This window comes from Clostridium putrefaciens (genome assembly GCF_900461105.1).
In the GTDB taxonomy this organism is placed as follows: Bacteria; Bacillota; Clostridia; order Clostridiales; family Clostridiaceae; genus Clostridium_L; species Clostridium_L putrefaciens.
Genome location: NZ_UFWZ01000001.1, coordinates 2,242,530 through 2,264,475, shown reverse-complemented (window position 1 = coordinate 2,264,475; position 21,946 = coordinate 2,242,530). Strand labels below are relative to the sequence as shown.

Genomic DNA, 21,946 nt, shown 5'->3' with positions numbered 1-21,946 from the left:
AATGAAGCACATTATAATTGGAACAGCAGGTCACATAGACCATGGTAAAACTACACTTATAAAGGCTCTAACAGGAAGAGAAACAGATACCACAAAAGAAGAAAAGGATAGAGGTATCTCAATAAATCTTGGATTCACCTTCTTTGATCTTCCATCAGGAAAAAGAGCCGGAATAATAGATGTACCAGGTCACGAAAAGTTTATAAAAAATATGCTAGCAGGGGTAAGTGGAGTAGATGTAGTAATTTTAGTAATAGCAGCAGATGAAGGAATTATGCCACAAACAAAGGAACACTTTGAAATACTTCAACTACTAAATGTCAAAAAAGGGATAATAGCATTAACCAAAGCAGACCTTGTAGATGAGGAATGGCTAAGCATGGTAGAATCTGAGGTTGAAGATAGCTTTAAAGGTACATTTTTAGATGGGGCCCCTATAATACCTGTGTCATCTAAAACTAAAATGGGTATAGAAAGCCTTATAGAAGAAATAGAAAAGGCAACAGAAGAGGTAGATCCTAAAGATACAGAAGGTCACTTTAGACTCCCAGTAGACAGAATATTTTCTGTAAGTGGATTTGGAACAGTAGTTACAGGAACAATAATAGGTGGAAAAGTAAAGGAAGGAGATACAGTACAAATTTATCCTTCCATGGCTATAGGCAAAATAAGAAGTATACAAGTTCATGAAGAAAACGTTAAGATAGGAGAAGCAGGTCAAAGGTGCGCACTTAACATTACAAATGTAAAAGTTGAAGATATTAATAGAGGCGATGTAGTATCAGTGGCTAATATAATGGAGCCTTCAATGGTTATAGATTGTAAGCTTTATCATCTTAAAAACTCACAAAAACCTATAGAAAATAGACAAAGGCTAAGATTATATCACGGTACTAATGAAATATTATGCAGGGTAATAATTTTAGACAAAGAAGAAATAAAGCCAGGTGAACAGGCTTATGTTCAGTTAAGGCTAGAAAGGCCTATAACAGTACAAAGGAATGATAGATACGTACTTAGAACCTATTCACCTATGGTAACTATAGCCGGGGGATCTATTATAGAGCCAGTAGCAACTAAAGCTAAAAGGTTTAAAGAAGATTATATAAAAGAACTTAAAATTAAAGAAAGTGGAGACCCAAAAGATATAATAGAAAGTACAGTTTTAGCTATAAGCTCAAAATATCCAACGGAATTTGATATATTAAAAGCCCTAGGTAAAAATCATGAAGATATAAAAGATATATTAAAAGAACTTATAGATAAAAATAAAATAATAAGCCTTAATTCCAGTGATAAACATGTATACATTCACAAAAGTTATTATGAAAATAAGCTAAAAGAATTAATGGATTTATTAGAAAAGTATCATAATCAAAATCCACTTAAATTTGGTATGTCAAAAGAAGAAATAAAGGGCAAAATCTTTGGCAGAGAAATAAAACAAAAAACCTATGATGAAATATTAGAAATCATGCAAAGTCATGGATCAATAAAAATTAACGATAGCTTTGTAGCCTTAGAAAGTTTTAATATTGAATATACAAAAGATCAAAAAGAAGTAAAGGATAGAATAATAAAAACCTTTAAATCTTTAGGATATAATTCTCCAAAGTATGCAGATATGGAAGCTAAAGAAAAGGATAAAAAGACATTTAAGATGGTCTACGATTCCTTAATAGATACAGGATCATTAGTAAAGGTAATGGAAGATGTAGTGTATCTAAAGGAAGATTACCTAAAAGCTAAGGATATAATTAAAAGTTATATAGAAGAAAATGAAAGCATAGGCGCAGCAGAAGCAAGAACAGTACTAGACACCAGCAGAAAATATGCAGTAGCCATCTTAGAACATTTTGATTCTATAAAGTTTACAAAGAGAATAGAAGATAAGAGAATATTATACTAGTAGGTGGTAAGTAAAAGCTGACTTAAATTTAAAAGTCAGCTTTTGTTTTGGTTTATATATATATAGAAAATTACAATATATAATTTTCAATAAGTAACTTTAAGGCTACACCAAGAGACATTACTATAAATATTGGTTTAATGAGCTTACTTCCCTTATTAAGAGCAACTTTTGTACCAAAGTTTGCTCCAAATACCATGAATATAGCTATAGGTATGCCATAAAGATAATTTATCTTACCCTCTATAGCAAAGACTACAAGTGAAGTTACATTGCTTATAAAGTTTAAAAATTTAGCATTGCCACTAGCACTTACAAAATCAAATTTAAATATGCTTATTAAACCAAATATAAGAAAAGACCCAGTGCCAGGACCAAAAAAGCCATCATAAAATCCTATAGTAAAGCCAAGAAGTATTCCAAGGGCTAAATTTAGTTTCGTAACTTTAGTAAATCCATTTTCCATACCAAGGTTTTTTGAAAATAGACTATAAGCTCCTACAAATAATATTAATGCCATAACTAAAGGATAGAGAAAGTCCTGATTTATAAGAAGGACAGTTTTAACTCCTAAAATGGCACCTATAAGAGTAAAAGGAATTATGTATTTTATAACACTAAAATTCACCTTACCAGAACGAGCAAACCTTAAAGAACTAGTAAAAGAACCTGTGGTAGCAGCAAATTTATTTGTACCCAAAGCAAAATAAGGAGAAAAACCAGCGATAAAAAATGCCGGAACACTTATAAGCCCACCACCACCAGCAATAGAATCAACAAAAGAAGCCAAAAATCCAGCAAAACATAAAAAAACTAAATTCCACACAGTAACACCATCCTAATTTAATTAGCTATTTTAATTAGAAACCTGATAAAAATTGATTGATATCTTAAAAAGGTAGCAGTTAAACATAACTTAAACCTTCAAGTATTGCACTTTAAAAAATCATAATATAGTATAAATACCGAGAATATTATAGCATAAACCTATTAATATTAATATGAAGTTTACACATAATGTATCTATATAGTGTATAATCTGTATCTATAGGAATAATATTTTTCTGTAAATAAATCTAGGTATTTTTAAAAAGGATAAGTAAGCAATCTAGCCTATTTTTGCATTAGATTATTATTTTTTTAAGGTACCGTATATGTTATAATATTAAAAATGAAGATAAGGAGACAAAGTTATGTTAGAAAATGAAGAAAATAAAACAAATGAAAAAAAAGAAGAACTTATAATAGGTGATAAAAATTTAGAAGAGGGAAAAGTAGTTTTAGATGAAACACCACTTATAAAAGAAGAAGTAACATTTTTTGATAGCATACAAGCAAGCATTATAGATCAGATAGTAATAGGGGGAGCATCATTTGTTTTTCTTATGATATTTAATTTTATAATGAAGCTTGTAAACTTACGTGTAGTAGATAAAATGGGTGTATATGTAATCATATATATAATAGTAAATATAATCTACTCACCAATAATGGAAAGAACTAAAATGAACAATACTGTAGGTAGAAAAGTAAGCAACATAAAATTAATAAAGAAATAATGCAAAGATAGTATAATATTAATGGAAAGTTATTGAGAAACTTAGAAACTATGCAATTATATAGACTAATGTAAAGCTATTAAAAAACTATATAACTATATAGATAAAGCAAAATATTAATAGAGGTAAGAGGAGCAGTTAAATGAAAAAAGGCGATATACTAGAGCTTAATATAGAGGACACAAGATTTGGTGGAGAGGGAATAGCTACACTAGAAGACATGAAGATATACGTAAAAGGAGCATTTCCAGGAGAAAAGGTATCAGCAAGACTTACAAAAAAGAGAAAAACTCATGGAGAGGCAAAGTTTATAGAAATAACTGAAAAGGCAGAGTATGAAATAGATGCTCCTTGTCCTCACTTTGGAACCTGCGGAGGATGTCAAAGTCAGCATGTACCATACGAAAAACAATTAGAATTTAAAATGCAGTCAGTAAAAAAATTATTCAATAACGATGAAGTACCTATGGGAGAATTCCAAGGAATAGTAGGCACTGATAATCAATATGAATATAGAAATAAAATGGAATTCTCCTTTGGAGACTTTGAAAAAGGCGGAGAGCTTTGCCTTGGAATGCACGTTAAAGGCAGTTCATTTAAAATAGTAACTACAGATAGCTGCATGCTAGTAGATGAAGACTACAGAAAAATTATGAAAATGGTTTTAGAATACTTCAGAGAAAAAGGATTCCCACATTACAAAGTAATGTCAAGAGAAGGTTACCTTAGAAACTTAATCATAAGAAAAGCCTATAATACACAAGAAATAATGGTAAACCTAGTTGCAACATCGCAAATTGACTTTGATCTAGAAGAATTAAAATCAAAACTTTTAGAATTAGAGTTAAAAGGAAAATTAGTTTCAATATTACATACAGTAAATGACTCCCTATCCGATGCTGTAATTGCAGATAAGGTAAATATACTACACGGAAAAGATTATATAACAGAAGAAATCCTAGGATTAAAATTTAAAATATCACCTTTAGCCTTCTTCCAAACAAACTCCAAAGGAACAGAGAAACTATATAGCATAGTAAGAGAGTTTTTAGGAGACGAAGAAGATAAAACAATATTTGACCTTTACTGCGGCACAGGAACCATAGGCCAAATCACAGCAGCCAAAGCAAAAAAGGTAATAGGAGTAGAAATAATAGAAGAAGCAGCCAACGCAGCCAACGAAAACGCTAAGCTAAATGGCCTAAGTAACTGTAACTTCATAGCAGGAGACGTAACCAAAGTCATCCAAGACCTAAAAGAAAGCCCAGACATAATAATCCTAGACCCACCAAGAACAGGAGTACACCCAAAAGCACTACAATACGTAGTAGACTTTAAAGCAAAAGAAATAATCTACGTATCCTGCAATCCAAAAACATTAGTACAAGATCTTAAGTTTTTGGAAGAAAAGGGGTATGAAATACAAAAGAGCTTACTAGTAGACATGTTTCCGAACACGCCACACGTTGAGACGGTAGTATTGATGTCAAGGGTCGATAAGTAAGAGTGTAAAAAGATAAGCAAATAAAGGCTTTCCGTGATTTGAGGTCTGGTTCTAAGCCGGAAGGATAATCACGGATTTTTGCTTTGTGGGAAGATATCCAAGAGTGGTGGATTACTCAGTAGATTTTCGAAATTGAATATGGGGTTGGTGAGTTGATAAGATTGCTGGCAAAAATGTGGTGAGTTGACAAGATGGCTATAGGATTGAATCGATAAATAAAATTGAAATGTACTTAGAAAGTAATTACTTTTTGAGTACATATAAAGGTTGAAATAAGAGTGGTAAAATGTTATGATTAAAAGAAAAGGTGGATTTAGGTATGGATAAGGAAGATAAAGTCCAAAAGGAACCGATGGAATTCTATAACATGTCAGATTTTCTTAGAGGACAATCATCAAAATTAATTACTGGTTTATCAGATGAAGATAAAACAGCTTTTATTTTGAAAAATGGAAAGCCTGTAGCAGTTCTTATCTCCCACGAGAGATATGAAAGGTTATTAAAAGCAGGTATAGATATTACTGAATACTGAATATAAAAAACTTAATAGATGAGAGAGGTTAAATGAATGGCCGTGAAAAAATCAGAATTGTATTCCCTATTATGGGATGCTTGTAATAAATTAAGAGGTGGAGTAGAACCTTCAAGGTATAAAGATTATGTGCTTGTATTGTTATTCTTCAAGTATGTATCAGACAGATATAAAGGGCAACGTTTTGCTGAATTTACAGTAAATGAAGGTGCCTCATTTGACGACTTGATTGCTGCAAAAGGTAAGCCAGATGTTGGCGAAAGGGTTGATGTAATTCTTCAAAAGTTTCTAGAAGATAATAAGCTTGCAGGTGCGCTTCCTGAAGTTAGCTTTAACAATCCGGATGAACTAGGTTCTGGTAAAGAGCTAGTAGATAAAGTTTCTGGTATTATTGCAATTTTCCAAAACCCTGCGATTGACTTTAAAAGTAACAGAGCTAGTGGCGATGATATCATTGGAGATGCTTACGAATACTTTATGATGAAATTCGCTCAAGAGTCTGGTAAGAGTAAGGGACAGTTTTATACACCTAGTGAGGTGTCACGTATTATCGCTAGACTTATTGGTATCAGCAATATTAAGCAAGAGACAGATAAGAAGTGGATGCTTCACGATCCTGCAGCGGGTAGTGGGTCTCTACTAATTCGTGCAGCAGATGAAGCACCAACTGATGATAATGGTGATTCCATAGTTACAATATTTGGACAAGAAAAATATCCTGATACTGCTGGTTTAGCAAAGATGAACTTTATCCTACATAACAAAGGTACAGGTGAAATCAAAAGTGGGAATACATTGGCAAACCCACAATATACTGATGATTTTGGTGGACTTAGAAAATTTGATTTTATTGTCATGAACCCACCATTTTCTGATAAAGACTGGACTGATGGAATTAAACCATCTGAAGATAAATACAAGAGGTTTGATGGTTATGGCATTCCACCAGAAAAGAATGGTGACTATGCTTGGTTTCTACATGTCCTAAAAGCATTGGAAAGCAATGGTAAGGCAGGGATTATTCTACCACACGGTGTTCTCTTTAGAGGAAACTCAGAAGAAACCATTAGAAAAGCTGTTCTTGAGAAACGATATATCAAGGGTATAGTTGGGCTACCGGCGAACTTATTTTATGGTACAGGAATCCCTGCTAGTATCATTATAATCGATAAAGAAAATGCTGATAAGCGTGAAGGTATCTTTATAATCGATGCAAGTGATGGGTTCAGGAAAGACGGAAATAAGAATCGTCTTCGTGAACAGGATATTGAAAAAATTGTGCAAACCTTTATTCATCAAGAAAAAGTTGAGGGGTACTCTCGTTTTATTACTTATAAAGAAATTTTAGAAGAGAACGAAGGAAATCTTAATGTGCCTCGTTATATCCAAAAAACAGATGACACATTACCTCAAAACATTGCATCTCATCTTATGGGTGGTATTCCGGAAGTGGATATTAACGCTTTAGAAAGACTCTGGAAAATATCGCCAGAGTTAAGACAAGAGATATTTACTTGTGTCGATGAAGAACATAATGTCTATAATCTTACTATAAAACCGGATGAAATTGAATCGATCATCTCTGAAGATGAGAATATTAAGATTGAAAAAGAAAATGAATGCGGTGACCTATTCAAGACGTGGAAAAGCTCAGTAAAAGATTCATTACTCAACATTAATTCAGATACAAATCCAAAAGAATTAATTCGAAGCTTGGGTATTGAAATTTTGAGAGATTTTGAATCGGCAAAACTTCTAGATAATTATGATGTGTACGACTTCTTGCTTAATTATTGGAATGAGAAAATGCAAGATGATGTATATGTAATTAAGGTGAGCGGATATGAGGCGGGACGTGAGATTGAATATGTGTACGCTCAAAAGAAAGCAAAAGATGAAAATGGTGAAGAAATCAAAGTCGATGATACTTCTAAAATGAAGTCTTTTGAAGGTGCTTTAATTTCGAGGGACATTATTGAACGGGAGTATTTTGAAACTGAGTTAATGGCTCTTAATGAGCTAATCGAAAAATCTGCAGTGCTTGAATCTGAACTGGATGAGATGAGAGAAGAAGAATCAGGTGACGAAGGTTTGCTTGTAAATGCTTTGAATGAAAAAGGTGACGGTATACCAAAAGCAAATCTGAATAAACAGATAAAAGAACTTGAAAGTAAAAAGACTTCTGAAGTAATAGATGACATTACAAAACTTATTGAATTATTCGATGCAGGCAGTACTTCAGAGATGGAGAAAATCGTCAAAGTAAATAGTGAGCTGAAGATATATGAGCTTAGAAATAAGAACGGCTCATTCGGAAAGGCTAAGTTAAGAAATGCATTAAAAGAAGCAAAAGACAATGCAATAATGCCTGAAACATATGCTGATGAATATGATGCTCTTCTTTCCTATCAAGCTAAGTTAACTGAGAAAGAAGAAGTTGATAAAGCGATTAAAGAAGCTCAAAAAGTACTTGATGACTTAGTTCTTGCTAAATATGGAGAATTATCAGTAGATGAAATCAAGCACTTGCTTTTTGATGAAAAATGGATGGCAAGACTTGAAAGCGATATTACTGATGCAATTGATCAAGTGTTGAATAACCTTGCATCAAGGGTGGTTTTAATTGCAAAGCGATATGAGCAAACCTTAAGTGAGATTGAACAAAAGACAGCCCAGTCAAAAGCTAAGGTGAAGTCCGCTTTAGAAAGGATGGGATATACATGGTAGCTTATCCTAGAGATTGGAAGGAAGTACAAATTGGAGACATCTATCAAATTAAGAGAGGTCAAGTCCTAGCCACCAACAAGACAGGGCAATTGCATTTAAAAACTTGAGTTAAATCCCTTTACATAGTAGAATTTATTTAATAATATTACTAATGTAAAGGGGATTTTTATAATTATGTATAACGAACTTTCAAATTCTTTTATAAGCATTTCAGACCCAAGAGATAATAATTCAAAACATAAGCTTATTGATATACTAACAATAGCAACTTGTGCAATAATATGCGGAGCCGATACATGGACAGATATAGCTCAATATGGCACATCAAAACAAGAGTGGTTTTCAACATTCTTAGAGCTTAATCATGGGATACCATCCCATGATACTTTTGGAAGAGTATTTTCTATTATTAATCCAAAAGAATTTCAGGAAGCGTTTATTAAGTGGATCAAAGATATTTCTGATAAAGTTACTGGTGACGTAATTGCCATAGATGGCAAGACAGTTAGGCATTCCTTTGATACAAGTAACAATAAATCAGCTATTCATATGGTAAGTGCATGGTCAAATCAGTTGGGTTTAGTTTTAGGTCAGATAAAGGTTAATGATAAATCAAATGAAATAACAGCAATTCCAGAATTATTAGATAAGATAGATATAAATAAATCTATAGTAACAATTGATGCTATGGGTACTCAAAAAAATATAGCTAAAAAAATAATCAAAAAGGGCGGAGATTATGTTTTAGCTTTAAAAGGTAATCATAAAAACTTTTCCAACGATATAAAATACTTTTTTGAAGAAGAATCTAAGAATAAATTTGCTGATGTTGAATATAGTTTTTTCAAGACTACTAACAAAGACCATGGCAGAATTGAAACACGTAAACATTACTTAATTAACGATTTAAACTGGCTTTCACAGAAGTCAGAGTGGAAAAACCTAAATAGTATAATTATGGTTGAATCTGAAAGAACCATAGGCGATAAAACATCTAAAGAAAGAAGATATTATATTTCGAGCTTAACAGAAAATGTTGAAAAAGTTGCTGATGCCATTAGAAAACATTGGGGAATAGAGAATAGCTTACATTGGATTTTAGATATTGCTTTTAGAGAAGATGATAGCCGAATAAGAATTGAAAATGCAGCTGAAAACTTTGCCATTTTAAGGCACATAGCTTTAAACTTATTAAAAAATGAAAAATCAGTAAAGATTGGTGTAAAAGCTAAAAGGCTCAAATCCGGTTGGGATAATGATTATTTAAAAAAGGTTTTAACTTCAATCCAATAGGAATATCGTTTTCATAAAGTTATTACAGTTCTAATATCTTAAGTAAACGTTATATTAAACTTCTATATTTTCAAGTGCAACAATATCCTTATACTACCAAAATATGATTAAACTTTACCTCATTACAATATAAGGATGCAATTGCCCTGACCAACAAGATATCCTCTATTAAAAATAATACCAATAAGTATCCAGTGTATTCATCACAAACTCTAAACAACGGATTGTTAGGGTATTACCATCAATTCCTGTTTGCAAATGGGATTACATGGACAACTGATGGGGCTAATGCAGGAACAACAAAATATAGAGAAGGACAATTTTATTGTACTAATGTTTGCGGTGTATTGAGTTCACAAGAGGGTTATGCAAATGCATGTATGGCTGAAATTATTAATAAAGAGACACCAAAACATGTATCCTATGTTGGAAACCCTAAGCTCATGAGTAATGTAGTAAGTAAGATTTCCATAATATTACCACCGTTATCAGAACAACAAGCCATCGCCTCCGTGCTCTCTGATTTTGACGAGCATATTGACAACCTAACCGAGCTAATCGAAAAGAAAAAGGCTATCCGTGATGGTGCTTTGAATGATTTGGTTAGTGGTAAAGCTAGGCTTGATGGGTTTGATAAAGAGGTAAGAGAATACAAACCAATAAAAAGCGTGTATAAGCGTGTAAAAGGAACTCCGATAACTGCAGGTACAATGAACGAAATTAATATGTCTACTGGCGCCATTCGTGTCTTCGCAGGTGGAAATACTGAATGCCGTACTAATAGCGATTATTTATCAAATGCAAACATCATAAGGGAACCAATAGTGATTGTTCAGTCACGTGGTGTAATAGATTTCATTTATTGTGATGAACCATGCACCTTCAAAAATGAAATGTGGGGGTACACCTCGCTTGGTGTTTCTGATGTTAGGTTTCTATTCTATTACTTGAAGCATAATATCGAGCACTTTAGAAATGAAGGGACAGGAAGAAGTTCTTTTTCCCAGATTTCATTACCTGTAACGGAAGAGTATTTGATTCCAGTTGTTTCAATGAAGGAGCAAAAAGAAATAGTTGAAATTCTGACAGCAATGGATGAAGAAATAGAATCTCTTAAAATAGAAAAAGAAAAAATGGTTCAAATTAAAGAAGGTGCAATGGACGACCTCTTAACAGGTCGTGTGCGTCTTAAAGTATGAGGAGGTAATGGCTATGTCTGTTGATTTAGAAAGAAAATTGCAAAACAAGGTCCTCCACTGGTTAATAGATAAAGAGGAAGAAGGTGGTCTTGGTTATACGTATCTCGGAAATCTAGAGGATCAGAATAATAAACCTATCAGAGAAGATTTGTTGAAGAAAAATCTTGAAAAACGTGGTTATTCGAAAGACCAGATTTCCAAAGCTGTAACTGAGCTTGTTTCAAAAGCGAGCAATCAAGTGGATAGCCTTTACCAAATCAATAAAGAGGTCTATTCCCTGCTTCGCTATGGAAAGCAAGGTGTTAAGGACGAGAATAAAAATCGTCAAACAGTCCATTATATCGACTGGAACAATGTTGATAACAATGATTTTTATGCTGCTGAGGAAGTAAGTGTTCTTTGCTTTAATCAAATAGAGAGAAAACGTCCTGATGTAGTGCTGTATATAAACGGTATCGCTCTTGCCATATTTGAGTTAAAACGTTCATGTGTGAGTATTGGTGAGGGGATTCGCCAAAATCTCACAAACCAAAAAAAAGAGTATATTCAAAATTTCTTTAGCACTACCCAATTTCTCTTTGCTGGTAACGAAGCTGAAGGACTAAAGTATGGAACGATTGAAACTCCTGAAAAGTATTATCTGAACTGGAAAGAAGATATTAAAGCCACTGATGAACTTTCTGCGACTGTTAAAGGTATTCAATCTAGAGAAAGAAATAAGCTAAGAGATGGTATTATTTCTCTTTGCCAAAAAAAGAGATTTCTTTCATTGATTCACGACTTTATTATTTTTGATGCAGGAGTGAAAAAAGTTGCAAGGCATAATCAATATTTTGCTAATATTGCAGCTAGGAACAGAATTCTTGCCAAGGAAGGTGGCATCATCTGGAACACGCAAGGATCTGGCAAGTCCTTAATTATGGTATGGCTTACTAAGTGGGTTATTGAGAATGTAGCAGATAGCCGAGTGGTAATCATTACCGACCGAGATGAACTTGATGACCAAATTGAAAGCTTATTTATTGATGTAAATGAGAAAGTAAGAAGAACAAAGAGTAGTGCTGATTTAAGAGAAATTCTAAATAAGAATGATGATTCTATTATATGTTCTTTAATTCATAAATACGGACATAATGCAGGCAAACAATCTGACGTGGATCAGTATCGTAAAGAATTGCTAAAAGACCTCCCGGCTGACTTTAAAGCAAAAGGAAATATTATAGCGTTTATTGATGAGTGCCATCGTACTAACTCAGGGAAATTGCATGAAGCTGTTAAAGTACTGATGCCTGAAGCATTACTTATTGGTTTTACAGGGACTCCACTACTCAAAAAAGATAAAGCGACCAGTCTTGAAACTTTTGGACCTTACATCCATACTTATAAATTTGATGAAGGTGTTCAAGATGGTGTTGTTCTTGATTTGCGTTATGAAGCAAGAGATGTTGACCAAGACTTATCTAGTAAAGATAAGGTCGATTTATGGTTTGATAATAAAACCTTAGGACTTACAGATAGAGCAAAGATACAGTTGAAGCAAAGTTGGACATCAATCAACAAATTATACAGTTCAAAACAAAGACTTGAGAAAATAGCTAGCGATATCATTTTCGATATGAATTTAAAACCTCGTCTAAAAAACGAGCGTGGTACTGCCATGCTTGTGGCCAACAGTATATACGAGGCTTGCAGATACTGGGATATTTTCACTAGTAACGGCTTTAACAAGTGTGCTGTTGTAACTTCATTTGAGCCTTCAACCGCGAGTGTTAGAACAGCTACAAGTGATTTAAGTCAAGAGGGCGAAGAAGAATATAAGAAATCTATTTATGAACGTATGCTTAAAGGTAAAAAACTGTCTGAATTCGAAAAAGAAGTAAAAGAGCAGTTCAAAAAAGAACCAGCTAAGATGAAACTTCTTATCGTTGTATACAAGCTATTAACAGGTTTTGATGCCCCCACAGCGACATATTTATATATTGATAAATCCATGAGGGATCATGACCTTTTCCAGGCTATCTGCCGGGTTAATAGACCAGATGGCGAGGATAAAGACTATGGTTATATCGTAGATTACATGGACTTGTTTCGTAATGTGCAGCTTGCAGTGTCTGATTATACTACTGAAGCTTTCGATAACTTTGATAAGGAAGATGTTGAGGGACTTATCAAGAATCGCTATGACGAGGCAAAATCAGAGATGGTGGGTGCAATTGCATCGTTGAAAGATTTACTGGAAAATGTAAACGATCCTAAAGAGGATACTGATTACATTGACTATTTTTGTGGTGAGAATAGCGAAGATGATGAAAATACAGGTCGCAGAGATATTTTGTATAGTCTTACAGCCTCGCTAACACGATCTTTTGCTAACTGCAGTGATAAACTTGTGAGCGATTATGGCTACTCAGAGGGTCAAGTTAGCAGACTAAGAAGTGATATTTCAGGTTATAACAAAATAAAAGAAATGGTTAAACTAGCAAGCTGTGATTATATTGATTTAAAACCGTATGAGGCTGATATGCGCTATATCCTTGACACTTACATACGTGCAGAAGACTCTACAGTTGTAAGCGAACTTAATAATATGTCATTAGTCGAGTTGCTGATAGATAACACTACTACAACCCCGATTGATGCGTTGGTAAAGGAATTGCCGGGTAACGATGAGGCAAAAGCAGAAACTATTGAAAACAACTTGCAACATGAAATTGTTAAGAAGATGTCTTCTAATGCAGTTTATTATGGAAAGCTATCAGAAATGCTTCAAAAGATTATTGTCCAAAGACGAATTGAGGCTATGAGCTATGAGGAGTATTTACGTCAAGTTGTAGAACTGGCACAAGCAATATTACATCCAGAAGAAAATTCGGATTATCCTGATGCTGTGAAGTATAGCGAGGCTAGAAGAGCTTTATTTGATTACTTTGATAGAGATGAAAAACTGGTTGTAAATATTGATAGTGCTATCTGTAATGCGATACGCCCTGATTGGAAGAAGAATCGCCAGAAACAGCAAAAGATAAAATCTGCTATATATGATAATTTATCGTTATATGGTTATGAAGAAGATGAAGCGACTGAGAAAACTAATGAAGTATTCAGTATAGCTGAAAGGCAGGTGGAATACGGTGAGTAATGAAGTAATAATTAGTGGTATGCCAATAGAAATTATCAAAAAGAAAAACCTTAAAAATCTTTATATAAGGGTTAATCCTCCAGAAGGGAATGTAACCGTCAGCACTCCCATCGATTACCCTGACGAAGAAATAAGGCTTTTTGTTTTAAAGAAAATGCCGGAGATTACTAAGGTGAGAGATAGGATGTTATCACAAGCACGTCAAACTGAACGTGAATATCTGTCTGGCGAGTCACATTATTTATGGGGAAAGTCTTATCGTTTGCAGGTTGTTTATGAAGGTAACAAGTACGTAATTACCAAGGTACCAAATAAGATTATTTTAACTGCACCTACGGGATCAACCAAAGAATCTAGAGAGAGGGCTTTTAACGAATGGTATAGACAAGAACTTAATAGAGTGTTGGAAAGTGTTGTTTCAAGGTGCGAGGCAAAAACCAATCTTCATGCTAATGAATACAAAATTAAGAATATGAGGACAAAATGGGGCACTTGTAATATTTCTAAAAAAAGAATATGGATTAATTTGCAGTTTGCTAAAAAGCCAGTTGAATGTCTTGAATATATAGTTATCCATGAGTTAGTACACTTGATAGAAAAGAATCACACGCATAGATTTCATGCACTTGTTGAGGAATTCTATCCTACCTGGAAAGAGGCAAAAAAGCTATTGACAGAGATGCCTTTAGATTATATTGAAAAAGGAGAACAGGTAGAGAATGAAGAGCAAAATAACATCGAGTGATATTTTTGATATTAATAAAAAGTCGGGTGCATTGATTCTTGGTAAAAATCGACTTGACGATTATGCAACTAAATTTCTAACAAAATATTGTAAGCAGGCATTGGTTGAACCGATGCCTCTTCCAGTAGAAGAGATACTTAAGGATATGGGACTCACAGTACAAGAAGTTTCCTTATCAAGCAATTCTGATGTTTTTGGTTGCTGTTTACTACTTGATGGGTATATAGATGTTTATAATCAAGATACAAGGCAATATACATCAACAGTTTTTAATGCAGGAACTGTATTGATTGATCCCTTTTCAGAAGCTGTATATGGTGAAGGCTCGAAAAGAAATACATTAATCCATGAGGCACTGCATTGGGAAAAGGATAACATATATTTTGAAATACTTGAGTTGAAAAATAAAAATGCATCTGAAAAGCTATACCCCATTTTATGCCGTCAATCCGAGGTTTTCTTTACACCACCTGAAGGGAAGAACACAAAAGAAAATGAAGTAAGGTGGCTAGAATGGCAGGCACATAGATTGGCACCAAGAGTTCTGATGCCTAAAAACAGCTTTATAAAGAAGGCACTAGAATTTATTCAGCAATATAAAATGTCTGGAGAAAACATTATATTATCCTGTGACACTTTAATTGAAGATTTAAGTAAATTCTTTATAACATCACGATTATCAGTAAAATATAGATTGATTGAAGTTGGTCTTGAAGATATAATTTCAAAGTTTGCAGACTATGAAGATGTCTATGAAGAAATTAATAACAATAAAGACTTTGTCAAATTAACTCCAGTTGAAGCCCTAAAGATTATTGATGCAGATTTAGTTCTTAAACGATGGATAAGTGGGGGACGGTTTGTTTATGCTGATGGATACTTTGTTCTTGCTGATAGTCAGTATGTAATACAAAAAGATGGATTGCTTCATTTAACTGCTAAAGCAAAAAAGAATCTTTCCAAATGTGTTATAAATATCCGTGAGCAAAAGTACACTACTTATGCCAATGCTGATAAGGATTTTCTTGGTTATGCGATACTTGGAAGACTTGAAGGAATTGACAATAGACTTCTTACATTTCATCCAAAATATCAGGCTTCTTTAACATGTGAACCGGAGGAAGCTTATCAAGCATTTTATAAACAGTTAGCGTCTTATGATGAACAAGAAGAAATTGAACTTATGAAGCTGATAGGAGATCCAACTAAATCTCTATGCGAGTGTTTATGGTTTTTGATGGAGAATAGAAAATGGAAATACCCTGAGCAATTTAATGAAGAGACAGGACTTCACAAAAACTATCATGGTAAAATTCAGAATAATAACTATAATAACATGACTACTAATGTTTTAATGGCAATTTGTGTAGGTATGAGATTAAGTTCGAGAATAACGCAAAAATTATTTGATAAATCGAATAATAAGTTAAATTATTATAATGACCCTGATAAAACCTATATTCGCATAATGGATACTATGCCAGGCCTCTCGCTTGGTGATTTCAATGGTGTCTTAGAGCAGTTCGGAATATCCGAATTAGGTACTGCAATAAAAAATTAAAATTCATTAACTCGATGAGTTGGTTTTGAACCCCAAAAGGGGTTCTTTTTTTATGCCCAAATTTGGGAAACCCCCATATATAAACAAATAAAAGCCAACTCGATGAGTTGGTCGCGAAATTTTAAAGTCCCTTATATTTATACATGTAAGGGCGTTGAACTTTCGTCAATTGCTAGAAAGATCAAAATGAGTATTCTAAGATTGTCGGGAGGAAAATCTCCTTAAAAAATTCATATAGACCTGACAGAGCGCTAGGAAGGTGGATATGACCATATTGCTTTTGAAGTAGCTGCCATAATTATGGCAGTTATGTAAAAGCAGATGGAAGTACCCTATATTTCTTGCGCTCTTTTTCTAACGCTTGGTTTTGGGATGCTTTTATCTAGGGTCAAATGATCTACCTTACCTCAGTCTCTCTCGGTCAGAAGGAGAGACAATCTATGAAAAAAGAAACACAGGAAATCAGAGTAAATAAAGTAGAGGAGGAACAGGTATTAATCCCAATGATTATCGATAGGGATTCCATCGAAGAACATGGGATGATTGCAGGTGTAGAAAAATCTCAGATTAGAAAATGGAGAGTGGGAAACAGAATGGTAGATGTGGTTCTGATTCCAGGGACTAAAGCGCAGTACGATGCCATGATGAGTTCCTATTCAGCAGAGTTTAAAGCAGAAGACCGTGATAAACGCTGCGAAGTAAGTAATGGAAAAGGAAAATTGATTCGATGTCCAGAAAGTAACAAATGCAGTCAGTGTCCATATGCTAATTCATTAGATAAGAAGAACTTCGGGACATTAACATTCAGTTGCCTGTCAGCGGAAAATGAAGATGGGGAAGAGGCTAATTTCGAAGCGATTACACCAGCTACATATGCTTCAGCAGATATCTATTTGGGTATGCTGAATGAACTAATTAGTCGTGTACAGGAAATCGACACTAACTATGGTAGGATACTTCAGCTATTATCTGATGGATTCAGCCATAGGGAAATAGCAGTTGAAATTGGTATAGGAAAGAGTACAGTTACTGATAAAGTGGCAAAGATTAAAGAAATTGCAATGGATTTACTGGATGATATGATTTAAAAAATTATGATAGCAGCACTTGAACATAGAATTAGTGCTGCTACCTTTTGGCTAATCTTTCTTGTAAAACATTGTCTCATAGCCATCGGCTCTTAGCTGCAGACCTTTAATCCAAGGAGGTGTTATTCCCATCTGTTCACAAATTGTATCCAAGGATTCATCCATAGGACATTCAATGATTACTTCATCATGAATATGACCACAGATGAAGTAATGGTTAAGTGTATGCAAGGCATAGCTAAGGATATCCCTTGAAATTGCCTGAACAATATTTTCCACAAATTTAGGCCCATAGCTTTCTATGCGTTCCCATCTTTTTGTTGCACCAACACCTTCATAGGTTACAGATTCACCACCAAATTGATTTATACCAATTTTAGGTTTTACATAAGCTAGACTTCTACCAGATGGGAGTTTGATGAAGAGCATAGCACTTTGACAAATAAAATGGATACCGTGAGTTTCAGTGAAGGTTTTCTGTTTAATTGCAATTTTAACTGCTTTATCAACATCCCACCAAAACTGTACTATGTTAGAATTTGAGGTTCTCCATGCATCAACCAAAGGCTGTAGTTCTTCTTCAGAAAGTCCCATATCTAATGCTCCCATTGCCTTTAAGGCTCCACATGCACCACCATATCCTAATGCAAGTTCGGCTATCTTGCCTTTCTGACGAAGATGGCTGTTCTGGCCATGCTTTTCAACTGGAACACCAAACATCGCAGTGGCACTTGCACAATAAATATCTCCACTATTAGCAAAGACTTTATTTCTCCAAGACTCATCTGCAAGGTATGAGAGTACCCTCGCCTCGATTGCACTAAAGTCTGCTACTATAAACTTATATCCAATCTTTGGGATAAAAGCAGTACGTATAAGCTCAGACAACACTTGTGGGATAGAATCATAAAGTATTTCTAATGCATCATAGTTACCACCTTTTACAAGGTCACGAGCCTGCTCCAAATCTGGCATATGATTTTGAGGTAAGTTTTGTAATTGGATTAAGCGTCCAGCCCACCTACCACTGCGATTTGCTCCGTAGAAAAAGAACATTCCCCTTGCACGGCTATCAGCACATACGGCATTCTGCATTGCCTGATATTTCTTTATACTTGATTTGGCAAGCTGCTGACGGAGAGTAAGGACATCGGCAAGTTCCTGCGGAGCATCCTTTAGCATTTCTGCCACAGCCTTTTTACAAAGAGTGTCGGTTTCAACTCCATTGTCAGATAACCATTGTTTCATCTGTACCACAGAATTTGGATTATCTAGATTTGTGAGTTTCTTCATTTCTTTTGAGAGTTCTTTCTTAGAATTCTCATCCATCTTAATTGCTTGTTTAACAACATCCATATCAATGGCTATTCCACGGTCATTAATTTTCTGGTCTATGTGATATTCTTTCCACAGAAATTCAGGTACAGGAAACTTAGACAACTTTTTCTGTATACACATTTCAACTTCAACATCTCTACGATTGTAGGAGACGAAGGTTGCCCATTTTGTTATATCATGCATGGGAAGATTACGAGTTCTACTACCATTTGATTTTGTGGGTTTACATGGAACACAGAAGTAGCGGATTAGTTCTTTGCCTTCTTTCATTTTCTGTTCCTGAAATCCAAGGACTCCACCTACACCTTTAAGTGATAATGGTAGACCGATATAAGCAGACCATATCATAGAGCATTTCCATGAGGAAGGGTCTAGGTAGTTACTTAGGGTATCGTCGCTAGTACTGTAGCTACTGAAATATTCAGGATAATTTCTTTTAAGCCATATTGATAAACAAATTCGCTCAAATGCTGCATTAAATGCCCATTTAGTAACAGATTTATCTAAGAGGGAAGTTATTATTCGTATTGGAACATCTTCACCATTTGCTAGATCTATAACAGTAACTTCACCACCATTGATGGAATAAGCAAAGAGGAGAATCTCAAAGTTATGGGATTCTGCATATTTGTAAATACCACATTTTTTCAAATCCACATCAGAAAAAGTTTCGAGATCTATTGATAATGTTTTAATTTTATCCATGATTATCACCATCCTTATAATAAAAGGTGGTAGCATAGCCACCACCTAATTAGAGATTAAGTATTTTTTTATGAAAGGAAATCATCATCAGGGTCTGTTGAGAAATCATCTTCTGCACGTGATTTTCCACCTAGTGGCTCACCATCTGAAATCTTCTGTAGATTATTTAAGCTGCAAGCAATCCCACGGTTCCCGTTAGAATTAAAGGCATAAAGACTGATAGAGCCTCTGCCATAAACACCAGAGTACACCTCGGAACGCTCAAAGATAGGATTACGGTCTGCATCAACAACACCTGGTGCAGTAGCACTATTAGCGTTTATAAAATATGCATTGGCATAAGTAGGATCATCTGGTCTTTCAACATCGCCATCACGAAGAGGTGTCTTAAGAGTTGAAAGTGCAGGTACTGACTTGCCGTTAGCTTTTAGCTTTGACTGACCTTCCTGATAAGCAGCCTCAATGGCTGCTTTGATTTTTGCAACTGTCTTAACATCGGACTTAGGAATAATGAGGCTTACGCTATATTTAGGTGTGCCTCCATTGATTGACTTTGGATCCCATACATTTGCATAAGACCATCTTGTTTTTGGACCTGTAATAACTTTAGTTGGATTTGCTACTTTTGACATAATATTGTCCCCCTTATTCTTTAATAAAATCATTGGCTGCCGTATTCAATGTGGGTCTTTTATCTGAGCATGGTACGAGTGTTGGTTTACCTGGTGACTTGTAGACAAGACTACCTAGGATTTCTTCAAACTTCGTTTTGCCAAGAATCGAAGTCATTGCTGTAATTCCGAGGAGTTTCTGTTCGTAAGGATTAAAGCCTGCTGAATTGATAGCCTCTGCGACAGCCTGTTCATTGGTATATTTTCTTGTGGAACGTCCCTCTACAAGTTTGAATCCCTCGTACTTCGTACCACTGAGAGACTGTTGTAAGGCATATTCCTTGATGTCGTTAACCCAGGCTACAAAGTTATCAACCTTTGCAAGAATGACCTCAACTTCTGTGTTATCCAAGGTGACTGGCATTTCAAAATCGTACTTTGCAAGTTCAAGGTTATATTCGGCACGTTTACGGCAAGTAGCTTTTACTTTGCAGAACTGGCAGTGGTCACCAGCTTTGAATTCTCCCTCTCCAGCATAAGCAAGTTTAGCAATAGGAGAGAGAACTTCATTTCCCCATTTGACTAGGTCTTCCTTTGATAAGGTATAGGTGCTAACATTGTCTCTACGTGGCTGAAAAACTGTCATCTTTATAATATCTACATTATAGATGCCATCGAAAAGTTCTAAGGCACCAAGTGCATAGCACATCATTTGTGGATTATCTTCTGAAGATATCAAAATTCCAAGTCCATGCTTATAGTCAATTACCTGTAAAACTTTATCTGAAACGATGACACAGTCACCTGTGCCAAAACCTTCCTCTACATATTTAGAGAAGTTAAGGTGTTGCTCAATTAAGACCAAAGGGTCGGAACAATGATGCTTTACTTCCTCTATCTGCTCCAAGATAAAGGATGCGTATTCATTTGCGCAGTTTTCCATCTCCGCATCGTAGTATTCTAGATTATTTATTGGATTTTGGGTATTTATGCCCAGTATCTTTTCTAACTTGTACTGACATAAACTGTGTGCATCAGTACCTTGCTGTGCATAAGCGCTGCCTTTGTCACCTTGTTCTACACATAACTTTGCTGAAGGTGGGCAATTTAGCCACCTGTGGCTAGATGAAGCTGAAAGTAATGCGTGTTTAGTCATTTCCAATCACCTCAGCCTCTGCAAGTAAGGCTTCGTAGTCTTTAGGATTTATAGCTGATAGTTTGTCTGCACCATATTTTAAAAGAAGTGCTTTAACATCCGAGGTATATCCATTACGTGATTTATCTGCTAGGACAGCACGTACATCAGTAAGTAATAGTGCCTTCCTCTCAAGCTTTGGTATTTCTTCTACCAAGGCTTCTTTCTTGTTAGGCTCTTTGATTGGCTTCTTTTCCTCTGCCGTAGAAAACAATTCTTTCAAAGTATCTGAGATCCCAATTAAGATTTCTCCGCATTTCTTAAGTTCATCAAGTTCAGCAGATAATTTTTTCATCTTACCCATTGGTGTTTTCTCCTTCCATATTTAATTGTTGCTGGATTAATTTTCTTGATAGCCTTTTTGATATAACACTGATTGCAATTAGAACATCTGAAAGTTCTTCATCTAAGCTAGTATCTTGTTTGCATTTAGTGTTAGTAGTTGTTTCAGCTTGCATAGTATCACCACCTTTCTGAGGGTTAAGAACCTCTCTACTTTTCTAAGGACAAAAGTCTGTGGTTTGGACGGATTTTTTTAGAAGATTTTTTATGACCATTGCCCTTCCATCTTCCTTAGGACAAAAGTTAGTAAACTGGACGGAAATTTATTTAAAATATTTGCTTTGAAAAAATAATTTAAATTCTAAGAATTTATAGGTATGTATTTTTGATGATACATACTTTTGCTTATTTTAGAGCGAAAGTATTAGCTGCAGATTATATTACGAGGGACAAAAATGTCCTTCGTAAAGAGGATACTTCAATTTCACTTATTTAAAGGAAGTAATTCTATTTAAAGAATATAGCTAAAAATTTCCGTCCAAAATTAAAGGTTCTGTCC

General features: G+C 34.7%; 17 protein-coding genes. 11 read left to right on the top strand and 6 right to left on the bottom strand.

What is annotated here, in order from left to right; all coding sequences use genetic code 11:
* Nucleotide 1 precedes the first annotated feature (1 nt).
* On the top strand, nucleotides 2–1,909 hold the full coding sequence (selB, locus tag DY168_RS10105; protein WP_115641636.1) for a selenocysteine-specific translation elongation factor: 1,908 nt from the start codon (nucleotides 2–4) through the stop codon (nucleotides 1,907–1,909).
* Nucleotides 1,910–1,979: 70 nt separating this feature from the next.
* Here the strand turns inward: selB and DY168_RS10100 are convergent, their stop codons facing one another.
* A complete protein-coding gene (locus DY168_RS10100) occupies nucleotides 1,980–2,735 on the bottom strand; it encodes a TSUP family transporter (RefSeq protein WP_115641635.1) in 756 nt (251 codons plus the stop codon).
* 367 nt (nucleotides 2,736–3,102) lie between these two features.
* On the opposite strand from DY168_RS10100, the gene DY168_RS10095 reads away from it, so the two are divergent.
* The 10 genes from DY168_RS10095 (at nucleotide 3,103) to DY168_RS10050 (ending at nucleotide 17,256) form a co-directional block, all read left to right on the top strand.
* Nucleotides 3,103–3,468, top strand: coding sequence for an RDD family protein (locus DY168_RS10095; protein ID WP_115641634.1), 366 nt, complete (start codon nucleotides 3,103–3,105; stop codon nucleotides 3,466–3,468).
* Between the two features lie 142 nt (nucleotides 3,469–3,610).
* Nucleotides 3,611–4,972, top strand: coding sequence for a 23S rRNA (uracil(1939)-C(5))-methyltransferase RlmD (gene rlmD / locus DY168_RS10090; RefSeq protein WP_115641633.1), 1,362 nt, complete (start codon nucleotides 3,611–3,613; stop codon nucleotides 4,970–4,972).
* A 319-nt stretch (nucleotides 4,973–5,291) separates the two neighbouring features.
* Nucleotides 5,292–5,504, top strand: a complete 213-nt coding sequence (locus tag DY168_RS10085) for a type II toxin-antitoxin system Phd/YefM family antitoxin (RefSeq protein WP_115641632.1) — start codon at nucleotides 5,292–5,294, stop codon at nucleotides 5,502–5,504.
* A 36-nt stretch (nucleotides 5,505–5,540) separates the two neighbouring features.
* The gene (locus tag DY168_RS10080) at nucleotides 5,541–8,231 is read left to right on the top strand and encodes an N-6 DNA methylase (RefSeq protein WP_115641631.1); all 2,691 of its coding nucleotides are present in this window, start codon (nucleotides 5,541–5,543) and stop codon (nucleotides 8,229–8,231) included.
* Nucleotides 8,232–8,405: 174 nt separating this feature from the next.
* Nucleotides 8,406–9,524, top strand: a complete 1,119-nt coding sequence (locus DY168_RS10075; protein ID WP_115640208.1) for an ISAs1 family transposase — start codon at nucleotides 8,406–8,408, stop codon at nucleotides 9,522–9,524.
* Nucleotides 9,525–9,664: 140 nt separating this feature from the next.
* The gene (locus tag DY168_RS14835) at nucleotides 9,665–10,723 is read left to right on the top strand and encodes a restriction endonuclease subunit S (protein ID WP_341458811.1); all 1,059 of its coding nucleotides are present in this window, start codon (nucleotides 9,665–9,667) and stop codon (nucleotides 10,721–10,723) included.
* A 13-nt stretch (nucleotides 10,724–10,736) separates the two neighbouring features.
* Nucleotides 10,737–13,862: a type I restriction endonuclease subunit R gene (locus DY168_RS10065; RefSeq protein WP_115641629.1), complete on the top strand. Its 3,126-nt coding sequence runs from the start codon at nucleotides 10,737–10,739 to the stop codon at nucleotides 13,860–13,862.
* A complete protein-coding gene (locus DY168_RS10060) occupies nucleotides 13,855–14,607 on the top strand; it encodes a M48 family metallopeptidase (protein ID WP_115641628.1) in 753 nt (250 codons plus the stop codon). Before DY168_RS10065 ends, DY168_RS10060 begins: the two co-directional genes overlap by 8 nt.
* Before the next feature lie 112 nt (nucleotides 14,608–14,719).
* The gene (locus tag DY168_RS10055) at nucleotides 14,720–16,168 is read left to right on the top strand and encodes an ImmA/IrrE family metallo-endopeptidase (protein WP_242984109.1); all 1,449 of its coding nucleotides are present in this window, start codon (nucleotides 14,720–14,722) and stop codon (nucleotides 16,166–16,168) included.
* 440 nt (nucleotides 16,169–16,608) lie between these two features.
* A complete protein-coding gene (locus tag DY168_RS10050; protein WP_115641626.1) occupies nucleotides 16,609–17,256 on the top strand; it encodes a helix-turn-helix domain-containing protein in 648 nt (215 codons plus the stop codon).
* A gap of 51 nt (nucleotides 17,257–17,307) precedes the next feature.
* On the opposite strand, the gene DY168_RS10045 is transcribed toward DY168_RS10050, so the two are convergent.
* The 5 genes from DY168_RS10045 to DY168_RS14685 all read right to left on the bottom strand — a co-directional run bounded on the left by DY168_RS10045 (nucleotide 17,308) and on the right by DY168_RS14685 (nucleotide 21,563).
* The gene (locus DY168_RS10045) at nucleotides 17,308–19,290 is read right to left on the bottom strand and encodes a DNA polymerase (protein WP_479723541.1); all 1,983 of its coding nucleotides are present in this window, start codon (nucleotides 19,288–19,290) and stop codon (nucleotides 17,308–17,310) included.
* A gap of 77 nt (nucleotides 19,291–19,367) precedes the next feature.
* The gene (locus DY168_RS10040; RefSeq protein ID WP_115641625.1) at nucleotides 19,368–19,931 is read right to left on the bottom strand and encodes a DUF2815 family protein; all 564 of its coding nucleotides are present in this window, start codon (nucleotides 19,929–19,931) and stop codon (nucleotides 19,368–19,370) included.
* Between the two features lie 13 nt (nucleotides 19,932–19,944).
* On the bottom strand, nucleotides 19,945–21,066 hold the full coding sequence (locus DY168_RS10035; protein WP_115641624.1) for a DUF2800 domain-containing protein: 1,122 nt from the start codon (nucleotides 21,064–21,066) through the stop codon (nucleotides 19,945–19,947).
* A complete protein-coding gene (locus tag DY168_RS10030; RefSeq protein WP_115641623.1) occupies nucleotides 21,059–21,409 on the bottom strand; it encodes a hypothetical protein in 351 nt (116 codons plus the stop codon). Before DY168_RS10030 ends, DY168_RS10035 begins: the two co-directional genes overlap by 8 nt.
* Nucleotides 21,402–21,563, bottom strand: coding sequence for a hypothetical protein (locus DY168_RS14685; RefSeq protein WP_172556318.1), 162 nt, complete (start codon nucleotides 21,561–21,563; stop codon nucleotides 21,402–21,404). Before DY168_RS14685 ends, DY168_RS10030 begins: the two co-directional genes overlap by 8 nt.
* Nucleotides 21,564–21,946 lie beyond the last annotated feature (383 nt).